This window comes from Achromobacter semiaridum, assembly GCF_053543755.1.
On record NZ_JBLVOL010000066.1, the window covers coordinates 44,580 to 60,741 of the forward strand.

Annotated in this window: 11 protein-coding genes; 6 read left to right on the plus strand and 5 right to left on the minus strand. The window is 66.7% G+C overall.

What is annotated here, in order from left to right:
• Window positions 1-792 carry an IclR family transcriptional regulator gene (locus ACNPP0_RS18360; protein ID WP_448706677.1) on the minus strand — a complete coding sequence of 264 codons (792 nt, stop codon included), beginning with the start codon at window positions 790-792 and terminating at the stop codon, window positions 1-3.
• Window positions 793-1,078: 286 nt separating this feature from the next.
• Between ACNPP0_RS18360 and uvrA the strand changes: the two genes are divergently transcribed.
• The 3 genes from uvrA to ACNPP0_RS18375 all read left to right on the plus strand — a co-directional run bounded on the left by uvrA (window position 1,079) and on the right by ACNPP0_RS18375 (window position 8,767).
• Window positions 1,079-6,883 (plus strand): excinuclease ABC subunit UvrA, encoded by a 5,805-nt coding sequence (gene uvrA, locus ACNPP0_RS18365; protein WP_448706640.1) that lies wholly within the window; start codon window positions 1,079-1,081, stop codon window positions 6,881-6,883.
• Between the two features lie 5 nt (window positions 6,884-6,888).
• Window positions 6,889-8,055 carry an aminodeoxychorismate synthase component I gene (locus ACNPP0_RS18370; RefSeq protein ID WP_448706641.1) on the plus strand — a complete coding sequence of 389 codons (1,167 nt, stop codon included), beginning with the start codon at window positions 6,889-6,891 and terminating at the stop codon, window positions 8,053-8,055.
• A 76-nt stretch (window positions 8,056-8,131) separates the two neighbouring features.
• The gene (locus ACNPP0_RS18375; RefSeq protein ID WP_332612809.1) at window positions 8,132-8,767 is read left to right on the plus strand and encodes an aminotransferase class IV family protein; all 636 of its coding nucleotides are present in this window, start codon (window positions 8,132-8,134) and stop codon (window positions 8,765-8,767) included.
• Here the strand turns inward: ACNPP0_RS18375 and ACNPP0_RS18380 are convergent.
• Window positions 8,748-9,680, minus strand: a complete 933-nt coding sequence (locus tag ACNPP0_RS18380) for a LysR family transcriptional regulator (RefSeq protein ID WP_332612810.1) — start codon at window positions 9,678-9,680, stop codon at window positions 8,748-8,750. The genes ACNPP0_RS18375 and ACNPP0_RS18380 overlap by 20 nt on opposite strands.
• A 135-nt stretch (window positions 9,681-9,815) precedes the next feature.
• Between ACNPP0_RS18380 and ACNPP0_RS18385 the strand changes: the two genes are divergently transcribed.
• The 3 genes from ACNPP0_RS18385 to ACNPP0_RS18395 are packed head-to-tail and all read left to right on the plus strand — an operon-like array spanning window position 9,816 to window position 11,866.
• Window positions 9,816-11,054, plus strand: coding sequence for an aromatic ring-hydroxylating dioxygenase subunit alpha (locus ACNPP0_RS18385; protein ID WP_448706642.1), 1,239 nt, complete (start codon window positions 9,816-9,818; stop codon window positions 11,052-11,054).
• A 2-nt stretch (window positions 11,055-11,056) separates the two neighbouring features.
• Complete coding sequence (locus tag ACNPP0_RS18390; RefSeq protein ID WP_448706678.1) at window positions 11,057-11,530, plus strand: aromatic-ring-hydroxylating dioxygenase subunit beta; 474 nt, start codon at window positions 11,057-11,059, stop codon at window positions 11,528-11,530.
• A 24-nt stretch (window positions 11,531-11,554) separates the two neighbouring features.
• Window positions 11,555-11,866, plus strand: a complete 312-nt coding sequence (locus ACNPP0_RS18395; protein WP_046803552.1) for a non-heme iron oxygenase ferredoxin subunit — start codon at window positions 11,555-11,557, stop codon at window positions 11,864-11,866.
• An 8-nt stretch (window positions 11,867-11,874) separates the two neighbouring features.
• Here ACNPP0_RS18395 and ACNPP0_RS18400 read toward each other — a convergent pair whose 3' ends face one another.
• The 3 genes from ACNPP0_RS18400 to ACNPP0_RS18410 are packed head-to-tail and all read right to left on the minus strand — an operon-like array spanning window position 11,875 to window position 16,161.
• Window positions 11,875-12,717 carry a tRNA threonylcarbamoyladenosine dehydratase gene (locus ACNPP0_RS18400; RefSeq protein ID WP_332612812.1) on the minus strand — a complete coding sequence of 281 codons (843 nt, stop codon included), beginning with the start codon at window positions 12,715-12,717 and terminating at the stop codon, window positions 11,875-11,877.
• 10 nt (window positions 12,718-12,727) lie between these two features.
• Window positions 12,728-14,197 carry an efflux transporter outer membrane subunit gene (locus ACNPP0_RS18405; RefSeq protein WP_448706643.1) on the minus strand — a complete coding sequence of 490 codons (1,470 nt, stop codon included), beginning with the start codon at window positions 14,195-14,197 and terminating at the stop codon, window positions 12,728-12,730.
• Between the two features lie 5 nt (window positions 14,198-14,202).
• Window positions 14,203-16,161: a MacB family efflux pump subunit gene (locus ACNPP0_RS18410; protein ID WP_448706644.1), complete on the minus strand. Its 1,959-nt coding sequence runs from the start codon at window positions 16,159-16,161 to the stop codon at window positions 14,203-14,205.
• Between the last annotated feature and the right edge of the window lies 1 nt (window position 16,162).

The window sequence follows — 16,162 nt, forward strand, 5'->3', positions numbered from 1 at the left end:
TCAGGCGCCGCCGGTGGACACCGGCAACACGGCAAGTTTGGCCACGGCGGCATCGCGCAGCCGCAGCAAGGGGTCGATATAAGCGGATTGCGGGTCGTCTTGGCGCCGGAACAGCAGGGTGCTGACGCTGACGCCCGCCACCGGCCGGCCGGCCGCGTCGCACAGCGCCACGCCATAGCAGACGATACCGGCTTCGTTTTCTTCGTCGTCCATGGCGTAGCCCCGGCCTCGCGCTTCGTCCAGCACGGCGCGCAGCGCCGGCAGGCTGGTGACGGTGCCCGGCATGCGCGCCGGCAGGGGCAGGCCGCGCAGCAATTGTTCGCGGGCACCCTCGTCCAGCGCGGCCAGATAGGCCTTGCCCACCGCGCTGGAATGCAGCGCCACGGACGCGCCCACGCGCGAGACCATGCGAACGGGCCCCGGGCTTTCCAGTTTGTCGATATAGATCATTTCGTGGCCCGCCGGCACGGCCAGGTGAACCGTTTCGCCGGTGGCATCGCGCAGGGCTTGCAGGGCGGGCGCCAGTGCGGCGCGCAGGTCAAACCGCGACCACGCCCGGCTGGCCAGCGACATCAGCCGCGTGCCCAGCCGATAGGCGCCGCCCGTTTCGGCCACCATGCCCTGCTCGGCCAGCGCGGCCACGATGCGGTAGACGGTGGGACGGGGATAACCGCAAACGCGCGCCAGCGCGGCGGCCGTGGGCGGCTCGGGCGCGTCGGCAACGGCTTGCAGCACGGCCATGAATTTCCCGAACGCGGCAGCGCCCGCGACCTTGGTTTCCGACAAGAACATCCCCAGATAAGACGAATGCGCCGTTCTTGGACGGCACATGGAACGGCGTAGACCTTCAACTTAGAAATTCGAAGAAGTCCTAAGAACGCCACAGATTCGAAATGCAGGCAGCGCGGATTTCAGACGAATCTGCGATACTGTTTATTTGTACAGCTAGACCGCCTGGCGGTGTCCATAATGTGGACAGCCGCATCACAATATAGGCAATTATTCCATATCGCCGCGCTTGGAACCAGCGATGGGTTATCGCTCGGGCAGGCGGCTTCCTCAGGCTACGATACCGTCCATGAGCTCCCAAATCCGCATCGTTGGCGCACGCCAGAACAACCTTAAAAACCTGGACCTGACCCTCGCCACCGGCGAATTGGTCGTTGTGACCGGCGTGTCGGGGTCCGGCAAAAGTTCGCTGGCTTTCGACACCCTGTACGCCGAGGGCCAACGGCGCTACGTGGAAACCTTCTCGCCCTACGCGCGCCAGTTCCTGGACCGCATGGACAAGCCCCAGGTAGACCGCATCGAAGGCATCCTGCCCGCCATCGCCATCGACCAGACCAACCCGGTGCGCAGCTCGCGCAGCACGGTCGGCACGATGACCGAACTGAACGATCACCTGAAGCTGCTGTTTGCGCGCGGCGCGCGGCTGTACTGCCGGGGCTGCGGCAAGCTGGTCCGGCGCGACACGCCCGAATCCGTCTATCACTCGCTGGCCGAACGCGCCGCCGTTGCCGGCGACCCGCGCCTGGTGGTGACCTTTCCCATTGCCGTGCCCGCCAACTTCACCGAAGACGAAGTGCGCGGCTTTCTTGAGCAGCAGGGCTACACCCGCGTGCACGCCGAAGAAACGGCCGTACCGCGCGCCACCGTGGCCAAGCCGGCCAAAGGCGCCAAGAAGGGCAAGGCCACCAAGGACGCCGGCGAAGAACGCCGCATCCTGCACGTTATCCAAGACCGTTTCCGCTTCGCCGGCACCGAACGCGAACGCGTGATGGAAGCGCTGGACACGGCGCTGCGCATGGGCGCCGGGCATTTGGCCGTCTACGTCATGAACGCCGAGGGCCAGAACGCGGACATCTGGAAATACAGCGACCGCCTGCACTGCGCCGACTGCAACATCGAATACACCGACCCGCTGCCCAGCAGCTTTTCGTTCAATTCCCCGCTGGGCGCCTGCGAGGCGTGCCGCGGCTTTGGCCGCGTGATCGGCATCGACTTCGGGCTGGTCATCCCCGACGAAAACAAGACGCTGATGGAAGGCGCCATCAAGCCGTGGACCACGCCGTCCTACAAGGAATGCCAGGACGAACTGCAAAAGTACGCCCCGCGCGCGGGCGTGCCGCTGGGCGTGCCCTGGAAAAGCCTTAGCGAAGAACACAAGCGCTGGGTGCTGTACGGCACGCCCGACTGGAAGGGCGGCAACGATGCCTGGAAGCACCAGTGGTACGGCGTGCAGCGCTTTTTCGACTGGCTGGAAACCAAGGCGTACAAGATGCACGTGCGCGTGCTGCTGTCCAAGTACCGCAGCTACACGCCCTGCCCCACCTGCAACGGCGCGCGCCTGAAACCGGATGCGCTGCTGTGGCGCCTGGGCACCAAGGGAGAGGCCGACACCGTGCTGCCGCCCGAAGACGGCCGCTATCAGCGCTTCATGCCGGTCGGGGCCAATTGGTCGCGCGATCAGCTCAACAACATCGGCGGCCTGTCGATTCATGACGTGATGCTGCTGCCCATCGAACGGGTACGGCGCTTCTTTGACGGGCTGTCGTTCTCGGGCGCGCTGGATGCAGCCACCGACCTGCTCATGACCGAGGTGCGCGCACGCCTGAAGTTCCTGTGCGACGTGGGCCTGGGCTACCTGACGCTGGACCGCCAGAGCCGCACGCTGTCCGGCGGCGAAGTGCAGCGCATCAACCTGACCACCGCGCTGGGCACGTCGCTGGTGAACACGCTGTTCGTGCTGGACGAGCCGTCCATCGGCCTGCACCCGCGCGACATGCACCGCGTGGTCGAAGTCATGCACCGGCTGCGCAACGCCGGCAACACGCTGGTGGTGGTGGAACATGACCCGCAAGTCATGGTGGCGGCCGATCGCATCATCGACATCGGCCCCGGCCCGGGCGAACGCGGCGGCTACATCGTGTTTGACGGCACGCCCAAGCAGCTGCGCGCGGCCGAAACGCTGACGGGCAACTACCTGGGCGGACGCCAGCGCGTGGAAGCGCCGCGCCCCATGCCGGTGGCGGCAAACACGCCGCGCCTGCTGCTGGAAGGCGTCAACGCCCACAACCTGAAAAACGTGTCCGTCGAACTGCCGCTGGGCCGGCTGGTCTGCGTGACCGGCGTGTCCGGCTCAGGCAAGTCCACGCTGGTGCAAGACGTGCTGTACCCCGCGCTGCTCAAGCAGAAGGGCAAGCCGTCGGAAACGCCCGGCGCGTTCGACCGCCTGTTGGGCGCCGAGCAGATCGCCGACGTGGTCATGGTGGACCAGACGCCCATCGGCAAGACGGCGCGCTCCAACCCCGCCAGCTACGTGGGCGCGTTCGACGCCATCCGCAAGCTGTTTGCCCAGGCCCCGCTGGCGCGCGAACGCGCCTACACGGCCGGCACGTTCAGCTTTAACGGTGGCGACGGCCGCTGCCCCACCTGCGGCGGCACCGGCTTCGAACACGTCGAAATGCAGTTCCTGTCCGACGTCTACCTGCGTTGCCCCGACTGCGACGGCAAGCGCTTCCGCCCCGAAGTGCTGGAAGTGCGCGTCGAGCACCTGGGCAAAAGCGCGTCCATCGACGAAGTGCTGGCCATGACGGTCAGCGAAGCGCTGGACTTCTTCAAGGGCCTGCGCGACGTGCAGACCGGCCTGGCGCCGCTGGCCGACGTGGGCCTGGAATACGTGCGGCTGGGGCAACCCGTGCCCACGCTGTCCGGTGGCGAGGCGCAGCGCCTGAAGCTGGCCGGCCACCTGGCCGAGGCCGCGCGCAGCGGCATTTCCACGGCCAAGGTCGCCAAGAAGGGCAGCCTGTTCCTGTTCGACGAGCCCACCACCGGCCTGCACTTTGACGACGTCGCGCGGCTGATGCGCGCGTTCCGCAAGCTGCTGGCCGCCGGCCACACGCTGCTGGTCATCGAACACAATCTGGACGTGATCCGCGCGGCCGACTGGCTGATCGACCTGGGCCCCGAAGGCGGCGACGCCGGCGGCCTGCTGATCGGCGTGGGCACCCCGCAAGACCTGATGGACAACCCCAAGTCGCATACCGGCGCGGCGCTGCGTGACTACGAAGTCAGCATCCTGCCGGCCGACGTGGTGGTCACCAGCGACATCGACGCGCAGGAAGTCGAACAAGCCGGCCTGACCGCCCGCATCGCCGAGCCCGCCGCCGTCTACAACGGCGCCGACGTGGCCACCGATGCCGCCGGCCCCGGCGCCGGCGAAGGCACGCCGTTGCAGTCGGTGATGCGCGCGCGCCGCCAAGGCAACATGGCCATCGAGATCCGCAACGCGCGCGAGCACAACCTGAAGAACATCAGCGTTGAAATCCCGCACGACAAATTCACCGTGATCACGGGCGTGTCGGGCTCGGGCAAGTCAACGCTGGCATTCGACATCCTGTTCAACGAAGGCCAGCGCCGCTACCTGGAATCGCTGAACGCCTACGCGCGCGCCATCGTGCAGCCGGCCGGCAAGCCCGACGTGGACGCCATCTTCGGCATTCCGCCCACCGTCGCCATCGAACAGCGCACCAGCCGTGGCGGCCGCAAGTCCACCGTGGCCACGATGACGGAAATCCACCATTTCCTGCGCCTGCTCTATGTGAAGCTGGGCACGCAGTACTGCCCGGATTGCAACGTGGCCGTTGAACCGCAGAATACGGACCAGATCGTGGCCCGGCTGCTGCGCGACCACAAGGGCGTGCACATCGGGCTGCTGGCCCCGCTGGTCACCGCGCGCAAGGGCTATTACACGGACCTGGCCAAGTGGGCCGGTTCGAAGGGCCATTCACATCTGCGCGTGGACGGCGAGTTCATCCCCGTGGCCCCGTGGCCCCGCCTGGACCGCTACAAGGAACACACTATCGAGCTGCCCGTGGCGGACGTGGTGGTGGACCCGGCCAACGAGGCCGACCTGCGCGCCGCCGTTAAAAGCGCGCTGGAAAACGGCCAGGGCGTGATGTCGGTGGTGTGGCCGGTGAACAAGCTGCACGAAGCGCTGAACAGCGAATTGCAGCAGCAGCATTTTTCAGTCAAGCGCGCGTGCCCGTCCTGCGGCACCAGCTTCCCGGAACCCGATCCGCGCCTGTTCTCGTACAACTCCAAGCACGGCTGGTGCACGGGCTGCTACGGCACGGGCCTGCAATTGCAGGGCTTTGACGAAGAGCAGACGGGCGAGGAAACCGCCTGGAACGCCTGGTACGAAGGCGAGGCCAAGGCGTGCACGCAGTGCGACGGGCAACGCCTGAACCGCGTGGCGCGCGCCGTGCGCTGGCGCGACAAGTCCATTGCCGAACTGGCGTCGCTACCGGTGTCGGACGCGCACACCTTCTTTACCGGACTGGTGGCGCGTGGACGCGAAGGCGAGATCGCCCGCGACATCCTGACCGAGATCCGTGGCCGCCTGAACTTCATGCAGGAAGTGGGCCTGAACTACCTGGCGCTGGACCGCGCCGCGCCCACGCTGTCCGGCGGCGAAGCGCAGCGCATCCGTCTGGCCGCGCAGCTGGGTTCCAACCTGCAAGGCGTTTGCTATGTGCTGGACGAGCCCACCATCGGCCTGCACCCGCGCGACAACCGCATCCTGCTGGACGCGCTGGCGCGCCTGGAAGGCAACGGCAACACGCTGGTGGTCGTGGAACATGACGACGACACCATCCGCCGCGCCTCGCACGTGATCGACATCGGGCCGGGCGCGGGCATCCGTGGCGGCCGGGTCGTGGCGCAAGGCACCGTGGAAGACGTCATGAACGCGCCGGAATCCATCACCGGCCGCTACCTGAAGACGCCGCTGGCGCATCCGTTGCAAGGCCGCCGTCCGGTCGAGGCCGACACGCCCATGATCGAAATCCGCGGCGCGCGCCTGCATAACCTGCGCAGCGTGGACGCCAAGATTCCGGTGGGCCGTTTGAGCGTCGTGACCGGGGTGTCCGGTTCAGGCAAGTCCACGCTGGCGCGCGAAGTGCTGCTGGATAACCTGACGCAAGCCGTGTCGCAGGGCAAGGCCCCGGGCTGGGCGGGCTGCGAAAGCATCAAGGGCTGGGAAGCCATCGACCGCGTGCTGGAAGTGGACCAGACCCCCATCGGCAAGACGCCGCGCTCGTGCCCGGCCACGTATGTGGGCTTCTGGGACGACGTGCGCAAGCAGTTCGCCGACACCCGCGAAGCCCGCATGCGCGGTTGGACGGCGGCGCGCTTCTCGTTCAACACCGGCGATGGCCGCTGCCCCATCTGCGAAGGCCAGGGCATGCGCACCATTGAAATGAACTTCCTGCCCGACGTCAAAGTGCCGTGCGACGCCTGCAACGGCGCGCGCTTCAACAGCGACACGCTCAGCGTGCAGATGCGCGGCAAGAACGCCGGCGAGCTGCTGTCCATGGAAGTAGACGACGCCATCGGCTACTTCGCCGCGCACCCGAAGATCCATCGCCCGCTGCAATTGATGCAGGACGTGGGCCTGGGTTACCTGACGCTGGGCCAGCCGTCGCCCACGCTGTCGGGCGGCGAGGCGCAGCGCATCAAGCTGGTGACCGAGCTATCCAAGGCGCGCCTGACCGACGGGCTGATCAAGACCGGCCGCGCATCCCGCATCCCGCACACCCTGTACGTGCTGGACGAGCCCACGGTGGGCCTGTCGATGGCCGACGTTGAAAAGTTGATCCACGTGCTGCATCGCCTGGTGGAAGCCGGCAATACGGTGGTGGTGATCGAGCATAATCTGGACGTCATCGCCGAAGCCGACTGGCTGCTGGACCTGGGCCCCGAAGGCGGCACGGGCGGCGGGCAGCTGGTTGCCGAAGGCTCGCCGGAACATGTGATGACCCTGGCCGACCATTCCCACACGGGACGCGTCCTGACGGAATTCCTGGCTCATCAACATCCGTAGCAAGCATGCATTGTCGTTTTGAAGACCGGCTGGCCGGTCGCGCGCTGAAGTTCGAGGGCTTTTGCTCGCGAATTGAGGCGCGCAGCGCCGCCCAGGTCGGCCCCGCGCTGGCCGCCATCGAGGCCGCGCGGCAACAGGACCGCTGGGTGGCCCTGTTGCTGGACTACGAATTGGGCGAATGGCTGCTGCCCGAAGCCACGCGGGCGGCGCCGGCCGGCTCTTGGACCCCCCCGCAAGACGACGGCCGCCCGCGCCTGACCGCGCTGGTGTTCGAACGCAAGGTGGACGAAGCGCCGTGGGACGCACCCGACGCGGCCAGCGCCGACGCGGCCAGCGCCACGGCGACAAGCGTCGAGGCGGCTATCAGCCTGCCCGCGCCGCGCATGACCCAAGCCGACTACGTGCGCCAGGTCAACGCCATTCGGGGCCTTATCGAAGACGGCGAGCTCTACCAAGTCAACTACACCCAGCCGCTGGACGTGCAAGTCCAGGAAGATGCCACCGCCCTTTACCGGCGCATCGCCGCCCGCAACCCGGTCGCCCACGCCGCCTTCATCCAGGACGGCGCGCGCACGGTGCTGTCGTTTTCGCCCGAGCTTTTTGTACGGCGAGACGGCTCGCGGCTGACGACCCGCCCCATGAAGGGCACCGCGCCACGCCATGCCGATGCCGGGGAAGACACGCGGCTGGGGCAGGCCCTGCTGGCCAGCGAGAAAAACCGCGCCGAAAACCTGATGATCGTGGACCTGCTGCGCAACGACCTGGGCCGGCTGGCCCAGCCGGGCTCGGTCAAGGTCGATGCGTTGTTTTCGCTGGAGCGCTATCCCACCGTCTGGACCATGACGTCCACCGTGTCGGCACAGGCGCCCGACGCCACCCTGGAAGACGTGCTGCGCGCGCTGTTCCCCTGCGGTTCGATTACCGGCGCCCCCAAGGTCGCGGCCATGCGCCGCATCCGCCAGATGGAAACGGGCCCGCGCGGGCTGTATTGCGGCAGCGTGGGCTGGCTGGCGCCGGATGGGGATTTTTCGTTGAACGTGGCGATCCGCACCCTGGTGCTGGATGACGCCGGCCACGGCGTCTACAGCGTGGGCGGCGGCATCGTGCACGATTCGGACCCCGCCGAGGAATGGCAGGAGTGCCATTGGAAAGCCCGGATCCTGCGCGTCTGACACCGCGCTGGAACTTCCGGTGACGGCGGTAGTAGCATAGAGCCCGGCCACACCCGCGAACTACCAGGAGCGTCCCATGCAACCCGAATTGATCGAGACCATCCTGGTTGATGCCGAACAGCGCGTGCCCTTGCTGGACCGCCACCTGAAGCGGCTGGAGGCATCCTGCAAGGACCTGGGCTACGCCTGGGCCGGGCGGCGCGCCGTGGAAGGCGACATCATGATCGCCGCCACCAGCCTGGTGACCCCGGGCGCGCATCGGCTGCGCCTGCTGGTGGCCCGCGACGGCAGCCGCCAGATCCAGACCGCCATGCTGCCGCCGCTGCCCGCCGTGCAGGAAGTGATGCTGGCGCCCGAAACGCTGCGCTCGACCGAGCCGCTGTTGCGCTACAAAACCACGCACCGCCCCTGGTACACCAAGACCATCGAATGGCTGCCGGCGCATCCGCACATCTTTGACCTGCTCTATCTGAATGAACGCGGCGAACTGTGCGAAGGCAGCCGCAGCAACGTGTACCTGCGCCTGGACGGCCGCTGGTACACGCCACCGGTGGACAGCGGCTGCCTGCCCGGCGTGCAACGCGGCGAACTGCTGGACACGGCCAACGTGCGCGAACGCGTGCTGACGCTGGCCGACCTGCATGCCGCCGACGAAATCCGGCTGTCGAATGCGTTGCGCGGCTGGTTCAACGTCACGCTGCGGGAAGCCTGACCCGCCCGTCCGGGTCCGCGAACTGCTCCACCACCACCTGCCGCAGCCACTGATTGGCGGGATCACGATGGTTGCGCGCGTGCCAGAACACATTGATGACCGATTCCGGAATCTTTACCGGACAGGGCGCCGTCGCCAGCCCGAAGGGAGCACAGGCGCAATCGGCAAAGCGCTGCGGCACCACCGCGATCATGTCCGTGGCCTGCAACACCGGCCCCACCGCAATGAAGTGCGGCACCGTCAGCCGCAAGCGGCGCTGGATGCCGGCGCGCGCGATCACCTCGTCCACCACGCCATGCCCCGTGCCCTCGGACACGATGGCCACATGCTCGGCCGCGCGGAATTGCCTGGCTGACACGCCCGAATGCGCCAGCGGATGGTCGCGCCGAAAAATGCACACATAGGGCTGGCTGAACAGCTTGCGTTGGAAAAAACCGCTTTGCAGGCCGGGCAAAAAACCCATCGCCACATCGATGCGGCCGCGCTCCATTTCGTCGCGCACGTCAATCGACGTGGTGCGCACCGTGCGGATGGTGACGCCCGGCGCAGCGGCGTCCAGCGCCCGCATCAGGCGCGGCAGGAAATAGGTTTCACCCACATCGTTCACGCCGATCACAAAGGCCCGTTCGCTGCGCGCCGGGTCGAACAAGGCGCGCGCGTTCAGCGTGCCATGCAGCGCGGCCAGCGCGTCCGCGATGGGCTGGGCCAGCGACTCGGCGTAGGGCGTGGGCACCATGCCGCGCGACGTGCGCAGGAACAGCTCATCGCCCAGCAGCTTGCGCAGACGGGTCAGCGCGTTGCTGACGCCCGGCTGCGAGATACCCAGGCTGTGCGCGGCGGCAGACACCCGGCCATGCCTGTGCAGTTCGTTGAAGACCACCAGCAGGTTCAGGTCCACGTCTTTGAGGTTCATGCGCTTGTCTCCACCAATATTGATTCTGGTGATGCGTTCTATTGAGCAGATTCTATTTATTTATTTCCGCGCGTGGCGGAAGATGAAGCGATAAAAGCTGCGACAAACGCCGCGACAAAGACCCGGAGACAAATCATGCCCCTCGACCCCGCCTGGGCGGACGACGGTTCCCACCGTATTCCGTTTGGCGTCTACACCGACGCCGCGCTCCACCAGCGCGAACTGGAACGTTTTTTCTACCAGGCGCACTGGTGCTATGTCGGCCTGGAAGCCGAAATCCCCAACCCCGGCGACTTCAAGCGCACCGCCGTCGGCGAACGATCCGTCATCCTGCTGCGCGACAACGACGGCCAGGTCCGCGTGGTGGAAAACGTATGCGCCCACCGTGGCGTGCAGTTCTGCCGCGAACGTTCCGGCAACCGCAGCGAATTCGTCTGCCCGTACCACCAATGGAACTACGACCTGCAAGGCAACCTGATCGGCGTGCCCTTTCGGCGCGGCGTCAAGCAGGACGGCAAGGTCAACGGCGGCATGCCGCCCGACTTCAACACGGAAGAGCACGGCCTGACCAAGCTGGCGGTGGCCTGTCGCAACGGCGTGGTGTTCGCCTCGTTCGACCACGACGCCGAACCGCTGGAAGACTATCTGGGCCCCGACATCCTGCATTACTTCGACCGCGTGTTCGACGGCCGCCGGCTGGTCATCCACGGCTACAGCCGCCAGCGCATCCCCGGCAACTGGAAGCTGATGCAGGAAAACATCAAGGACCCCTATCATCCGGGCCTGCTGCACACCTGGTTCGTCACCTTTGGCCTGTGGCGCGCCGACAACCGGTCCGAATTGAAGATGGATCGCCATTTCCGCCACGCCGCCATGATTTCCACGCGCGGCCAGGGCGGCAAGGGCAGCGTGACCAGCGGCGTGTCCAGCTTCAAGGAACAAATGTCGCTGAACGACGATCGCTTCCTGGACATCGTGCCGGAGCCCTGGTGGAACGGCCCCACCGCCGTGCTGATGACCCTGTTTCCCAGCGTGATCATCCAGCAGCAGGTCAATTCGCTGTCCACCCGCCACATCCAGCCCGTGGGCCACGACGCCTTCGACTTTGTCTGGACGCACTTCGGCTTTGCCGACGACACGCCCGAGATGACGCAGCGGCGGCTGCGCCAGGCAAACCTGTTTGGCCCGGCCGGCTTCGTGTCGGCGGACGACGGCGAAGTGATCGAATTTTCGCAATCGGGTTTTCAACAGAAGCCGTGGCACCGCAGCGTGGCGGAACTGGGCGGCAAGACGGCCGAGAACACCGACCACATGGTGACGGAAACGCTGATACGCGGCATGTACGCGTATTGGCGCCGCGTGATGGAGGCATGAGCATGCTGGACTTTCCGCTTTATTACCGGCTGACCTGCCTGTACACCGACTACGCCGCCGCGCTGGACGCAGAGCACTGGGACAAGTGGCCGGACTTTTTCCTGGAAGACTGCGTCTACAAGGTGCTGCCCCGTGAAAACCACGAGCGCGGTTACCCGCTGGCCACCATGGCGTTCGAAAGCCGGGGCATGCTGAAAGACCGCATTTACGGCGCCACCGAAACGATCTTTCACGACCCGTACTACCAGCGCCATGTCGTGGGCGCGCCGCGCGTGCTGTCCATACAGGGCGACCGCATCGAATCCGAAGCCAACTACGCCGTCTTTCGCACCAAGCCCGACCAGCTGACCACGGTATTCAACGTGGGCCGCTACCTGGACGTGGTGCGCGACACGCCGGACGGCCTCAAGTTTGAATCGCGCCTGTGCATCTTCGACAGCGAGCTGGTGCCCAATTCGCTGATCTACCCCATCTGACCGGACAGGACCACCGCCATGACCATGACTACCCAATGGATCCAGGCCATCGCCCATGCCGATGTGCCGGAAGACGACGTGATTGCCGTGCAGGCCGGCGACCGCGAAATTGCGCTGTACGGCGTGGACGGCCAGGTCTACGCCACCGACAACCTCTGTACGCACGGCAATGCCCGTCTGTGCGACGGTTTTCTAACCGGCCATGAAATTGAATGCCCGCTGCACCAGGGGCGTTTCGACGTGCGCGACGGCCGGGCGTTGTGTTCGCCCTTGCGCGAGAACGTGGCCACTTATCCGGTCAGGATCGAGGACGGAATGGTGTTCGTGGCGCTGTAACGCCGCGTTCAGATCGCCATGCGCAACGCTTCGTTGGCCGCCGCCATTCCCATGGCCGCCGTCACCGTGACCACCGAACCATAGCCCGCGCAAGACAAGCCTTGCGGGGCCACCGCCTGACCGGCTGCGCCGACATCGTCCTCGCCTTCAGTGGGGCGCGTCCAGGCGTCGGGCAAAATGGCCGGCTGGTCGAACCACAGCGCATGCACGCCCATCTTCGGCACGCGCTTGAGCGCCTTGCCGTTCTGGTCGGACGCGCGCGGAAACCCGTGTTCGCGGCGCAACTTGTTGCGCAGCTTGGACAGCAAGGCGTCGTTCACCGCCGCCGACAAATCCCCTGCCCGCAACGCCAGCGGATCGGTCTTGCCGCCCGCGCCGCCGCACAGCAGCATCGGCACGCCCAGCGCACGCGCGTGCAGGATCATCGCGATCTTGGCGGCGGCCTGGTCGGTGCAATCGATGATCACGGTATAGGGGCCGGGCAGCACCTCGGCCACGTTCTCGGGCGACACGAAGTCATCCACCCGCGTCAGCCGGCATTCGGGGTTGATCTCCAGCACCCGCTCGGCCATTGCGTCCACCTTGGACTTGCCCAGCGTGGACGTCAGCGCGTGCAATTGCCGGTTGACGTTGGATTCCGCGATATGGTCCAGGTCGATCAACGTCAAGGCGCCCACTCCGCAACGCGCCAGCGCCTCGACCGTCCACGATCCTACGCCGCCCAAGCCGGCCACGGCCACGTGCGCGCGCTGCAAGTGCGCGGGCGCTTGCGGGCCGTACAAACGGGAAAGGCCGCCGAAACGGCGGTCCAGGTCGGCGGCGGGGGCTGGGGTGGGGTCGGGAAAGTCCATGGCGGCTATTTTAGGGCAAGGGCCGGGCCAAAGCCGGAGCCGGAGCCGGAGCCGGAGCCGGAACCGGAGCCTGAGTCTGAGCCTGAGCCTGAGTCTGATCGTCCCCGCCCAGCGCCCGGTACACCGTCACCTGATTCACCAGGCGGTTCAAGCCGTTCTCATCGCGCGCGATCTCGGCGGTGCGGCGCTTTTCCTGCGCGTCCAGCCAGTCCTTGAGCGACACCGCCCCTGCCCGGTACCGCACTTCATACAGGCGTTCGGCATCGCGCGCCGCGCGCAGCGACACCGCCAGCTGCTCGGCCTGCAAGCTCAACTGCGTCCGGTTCGACAAGGCGTTTTCCACGTCAGCCATGGCCTGATACAGCGTCTGCCGGAAATTGACAACGCGCTCTTCGTAGTCGGCCTTGGATATCTTGATGTTCAGCTGCATCTGATTCCATTGCAGGAACGGCAGCGTCAGGCCCACGCCCAAGGCGGCGACGGGGTTTTGCAGCACGTTGGACAGCGTGGGGCTGGCGCTGCCCACCGCGCCCGTGAGCGTCACGGGCGGATAGAAGCTGGCGCGGGTGGCGTCCACGGTGGCCAGCGCCTCGCGCAGGCGCAGCTCGGCGGCGCGCAGATCGGGGCGACGGCCCAGCAAATCGGCGGGCACGCCGGCGCGGGCCTCGGGCAACGGGTACGGCAGCAGGCGCGGCGGGTTGGCCATGCTGCGGTCGGGCGGGCCGTCGAACAGGATGGCCAGCGCGTTGGTGTATTCCACGCGCTGCTGCACCAACAGCGTGTGCGCCGCCTGCTGGCTGGCCACGGTCTGTTCGGCTTCGGCCAGTTCCAGCGCCGACGCGCCGCCCGCTGCGTACTGCGCGCGCACCAGGTCCTGCGTGCGGCGTGCGTAGGCGATGCTTTCCTCGCTGCTGGCGATGCGCTGGTTGATGAACGCCGTCTGCCAATACAGCGTGGCGGTGGTGCCCACCAGCGACAAGGCGGCGGACTGGCGGTCCTGCTCGGTGGCCAGCGCTTCCCACTGGGCGGCATCGCGCTGGCGCGACAGCTTGCCCCACAGGTCCGCTTCGTAGCTGACCGTCAGCTGGGCCTGGTTGTTGCGCGTGATGAGGCGGTCGCCATACAGGTTGCGGTTGCGCGTCACGCTGGCGTCGCCGCCCAGTTGCGGCATCAACTGGTCTTCGGTCAAGCCGGCCTGGTATTGCGCCCGGCGCACGCGGATCGCGGCGGCCGCCAGATCGTTGTTGCGCGCCAGTACGGCGTCGATCAAGCCGTTCAGCACCGGGTCGTTGAAGTTGCGCCACCACTGGCCGCCCTGGGCCAGGGGCGCGTGCAGGTTTTCCAAGCCGCCGTGGGTCCAGGCGGCGGGCGTCTGGGTCATGGGGGGCTCGTAGTCACTGCGCAGCAGGCTGCCGCATCCGCCCAGGGCAACAAGCAGCGCCAGCGCGACGGGTTTGCAAATCGGGGAAACCGCTTTCATCGTCCTCATTCCCGGGCCAAGGCCTCGACGGGATCCAGGCGCGCCGCGTTGCGCGCCGGCAAATAGCCAAAAAGCACACCGATCAGCGTCGAGCACGTAAATGCCGCCACCATCGATGCCGTGGAATAAATCATCTGGAACGAGCCGCCCGTGGCCTTGGACACCAGCACGCCCAAGGCCAGCGACAGCATGATGCCCACCGCACCGCCGATCAGGCAGACCAGCACGGCTTCAATCAGAAACTGCTGCATGATGTCGCTGCGCCGCGCGCCCACCGCCATGCGCACGCCGATCTCGCGCGTGCGTTCGGTGACGGACACCAGCATGATGTTCATGACCCCGATCCCGCCGACCATCAGCGAAATCAACGCAATCAGTGACACCAGCAGCGTCATCGTGGCCGTGGTGCGCTCGATGGTCTTGCGGATGGCGTCCGTGTTGAACACGAAGAAATCCTTCACGACGTGGCGGCGCATCAGCAGCCGTTCAATGGATTTCTCGGCGGCGGCCGGCGGCGTGGCGTCGCTGACGCGCACCGTGATGCTTTTCAGATGCTGTTGCCCCAGCACACGCGACAAGGCCGTGGTGTAGGGAATCCAGACGTTCAGCGATTCGTTGTTGCCGAACACCGAATCTTTCTTGGCGGTCACGCCGATCACGCGCGCGGGCATGGACCCCAGGAACACCACCTGCCCGATGGGCTCGGTGTGCGAGCCGAACAGCGCGCGCCGCGTGCCCTCGTCGATCACCACTTCCTGCGCGCGGCGCACCACGCTGGTCTCGTCGAAGAACTTGCCTTGCGCCAGCTTGATGGCGCGCACGCGGAAGTACTGTTCGCCCACGCCCTGGATCGACCCGTTCACCGACACGTTGCGATAGCGCAGCGTGTTGCTGGTGGCGACCTCGGGCGTGACGCTGTCCACATAGGGCTCGCGCGCCAGGGCGTCGGCGTCCGCCGCGCCCAGCGTGCGGATGTTGACGGCCTTTTCGTCGCCAAAGTCCTTGCCGGGAAAGACTTCCACCGTGTTCGTGCCGATGGCGCTGATGTCTTCCAGGATCTTGCGGCGCGACCCTTCGCCCAGCGCCACCACCGACACCACGGCGGCAATGCCGATGATGATGCCCAGCATGGTCAACGAGGTGCGCAGGCGGTGCGCGTTCATGGACAACAGCGCCATGCGCAAGGCTTCGCCGCAGCGGTCCAGGTACGCCTGCCACGCGGGGCGCTTGGGCAGTTCGGGGGGTGCATCGCGCGCGGCGTCCCGGTGCGGGGCGTCGGGGTTGCGCTTGTCCGCCACGATTTCGCCGTCGCTGATCTCGATGATGCGCTGCGCGTGGCGCGCCACGTTCATGTCGTGCGTGACGATGATGATGGTGTGCCCGGCCGCATTCAGCTCTTCCAGGATGCGCAGCACTTCCTGGCCGGTGTGCGTGTCCAGCGCGCCGGTGGGCTCGTCGGCCAGGATGATGTCGCCGCCATTCATCAGCGCGCGCGCAATGCTCACGCGCTGCTGCTGGCCGCCGGACAATTGTCCGGGCCGGTGCTCGGACCGGTCAGCCAGGCCCAGCCGCGCCAGCAGTTGTTCGGCGCGGTCCATGCGGGCCTCGCGGCGCTTGCCGGCATACACGGCGGGCATTTCGACGTTGCCCTGCGCGGTCAGGTCCGACAGCAGGTGATAGCGCTGGAAGATAAAGCCGAAATGTTCGCGGCGTAGTTCGGCAAGCTCGTCCGGACCCAGCTCGCCGGTGCCGCGGCCGCCCACGCGGTAGTCGCCCCGGGTGGGGCGGTCCAGGCAGCCCAGGATGTTCATCAGCGTGGATTTGCCGGAGCCGGATGCGCCCACGATGGCAACCATCTCGCCGGCCTCGATGGTCAGGTTGACGTCTTTCAGGACGGCGATGGTCTGGTCGCCGGCGGGAAATTCACGCCGTACGCCGGACAACGCAATCAGCGGACCGCTCATG

Coding starts and splice junctions, on each gene's coding strand:
- ACNPP0_RS18385 (WP_448706642.1), top strand. CDS start 9,816: ATGCCCCTCGACCCCGCCTGGGCGGACGACGGTTCCCACCGTATTCCG.
- ACNPP0_RS18360 (WP_448706677.1), bottom strand. CDS start 792: ATGTTCTTGTCGGAAACCAAGGTCGCGGGCGCTGCCGCGTTCGGGAAA.
- ACNPP0_RS18390 (WP_448706678.1), top strand. CDS start 11,057: ATGCTGGACTTTCCGCTTTATTACCGGCTGACCTGCCTGTACACCGAC.
- ACNPP0_RS18375 (WP_332612809.1), top strand. CDS start 8,132: ATGCAACCCGAATTGATCGAGACCATCCTGGTTGATGCCGAACAGCGC.
- ACNPP0_RS18410 (WP_448706644.1), bottom strand. CDS start 16,161: ATGAGCGGTCCGCTGATTGCGTTGTCCGGCGTACGGCGTGAATTTCCC.
- uvrA (WP_448706640.1), top strand. CDS start 1,079: ATGAGCTCCCAAATCCGCATCGTTGGCGCACGCCAGAACAACCTTAAA.
- ACNPP0_RS18370 (WP_448706641.1), top strand. CDS start 6,889: ATGCATTGTCGTTTTGAAGACCGGCTGGCCGGTCGCGCGCTGAAGTTC.
- ACNPP0_RS18395 (WP_046803552.1), top strand. CDS start 11,555: ATGACTACCCAATGGATCCAGGCCATCGCCCATGCCGATGTGCCGGAA.
- ACNPP0_RS18400 (WP_332612812.1), bottom strand. CDS start 12,717: ATGGACTTTCCCGACCCCACCCCAGCCCCCGCCGCCGACCTGGACCGC.
- ACNPP0_RS18405 (WP_448706643.1), bottom strand. CDS start 14,197: ATGAAAGCGGTTTCCCCGATTTGCAAACCCGTCGCGCTGGCGCTGCTT.
- ACNPP0_RS18380 (WP_332612810.1), bottom strand. CDS start 9,680: ATGAACCTCAAAGACGTGGACCTGAACCTGCTGGTGGTCTTCAACGAA.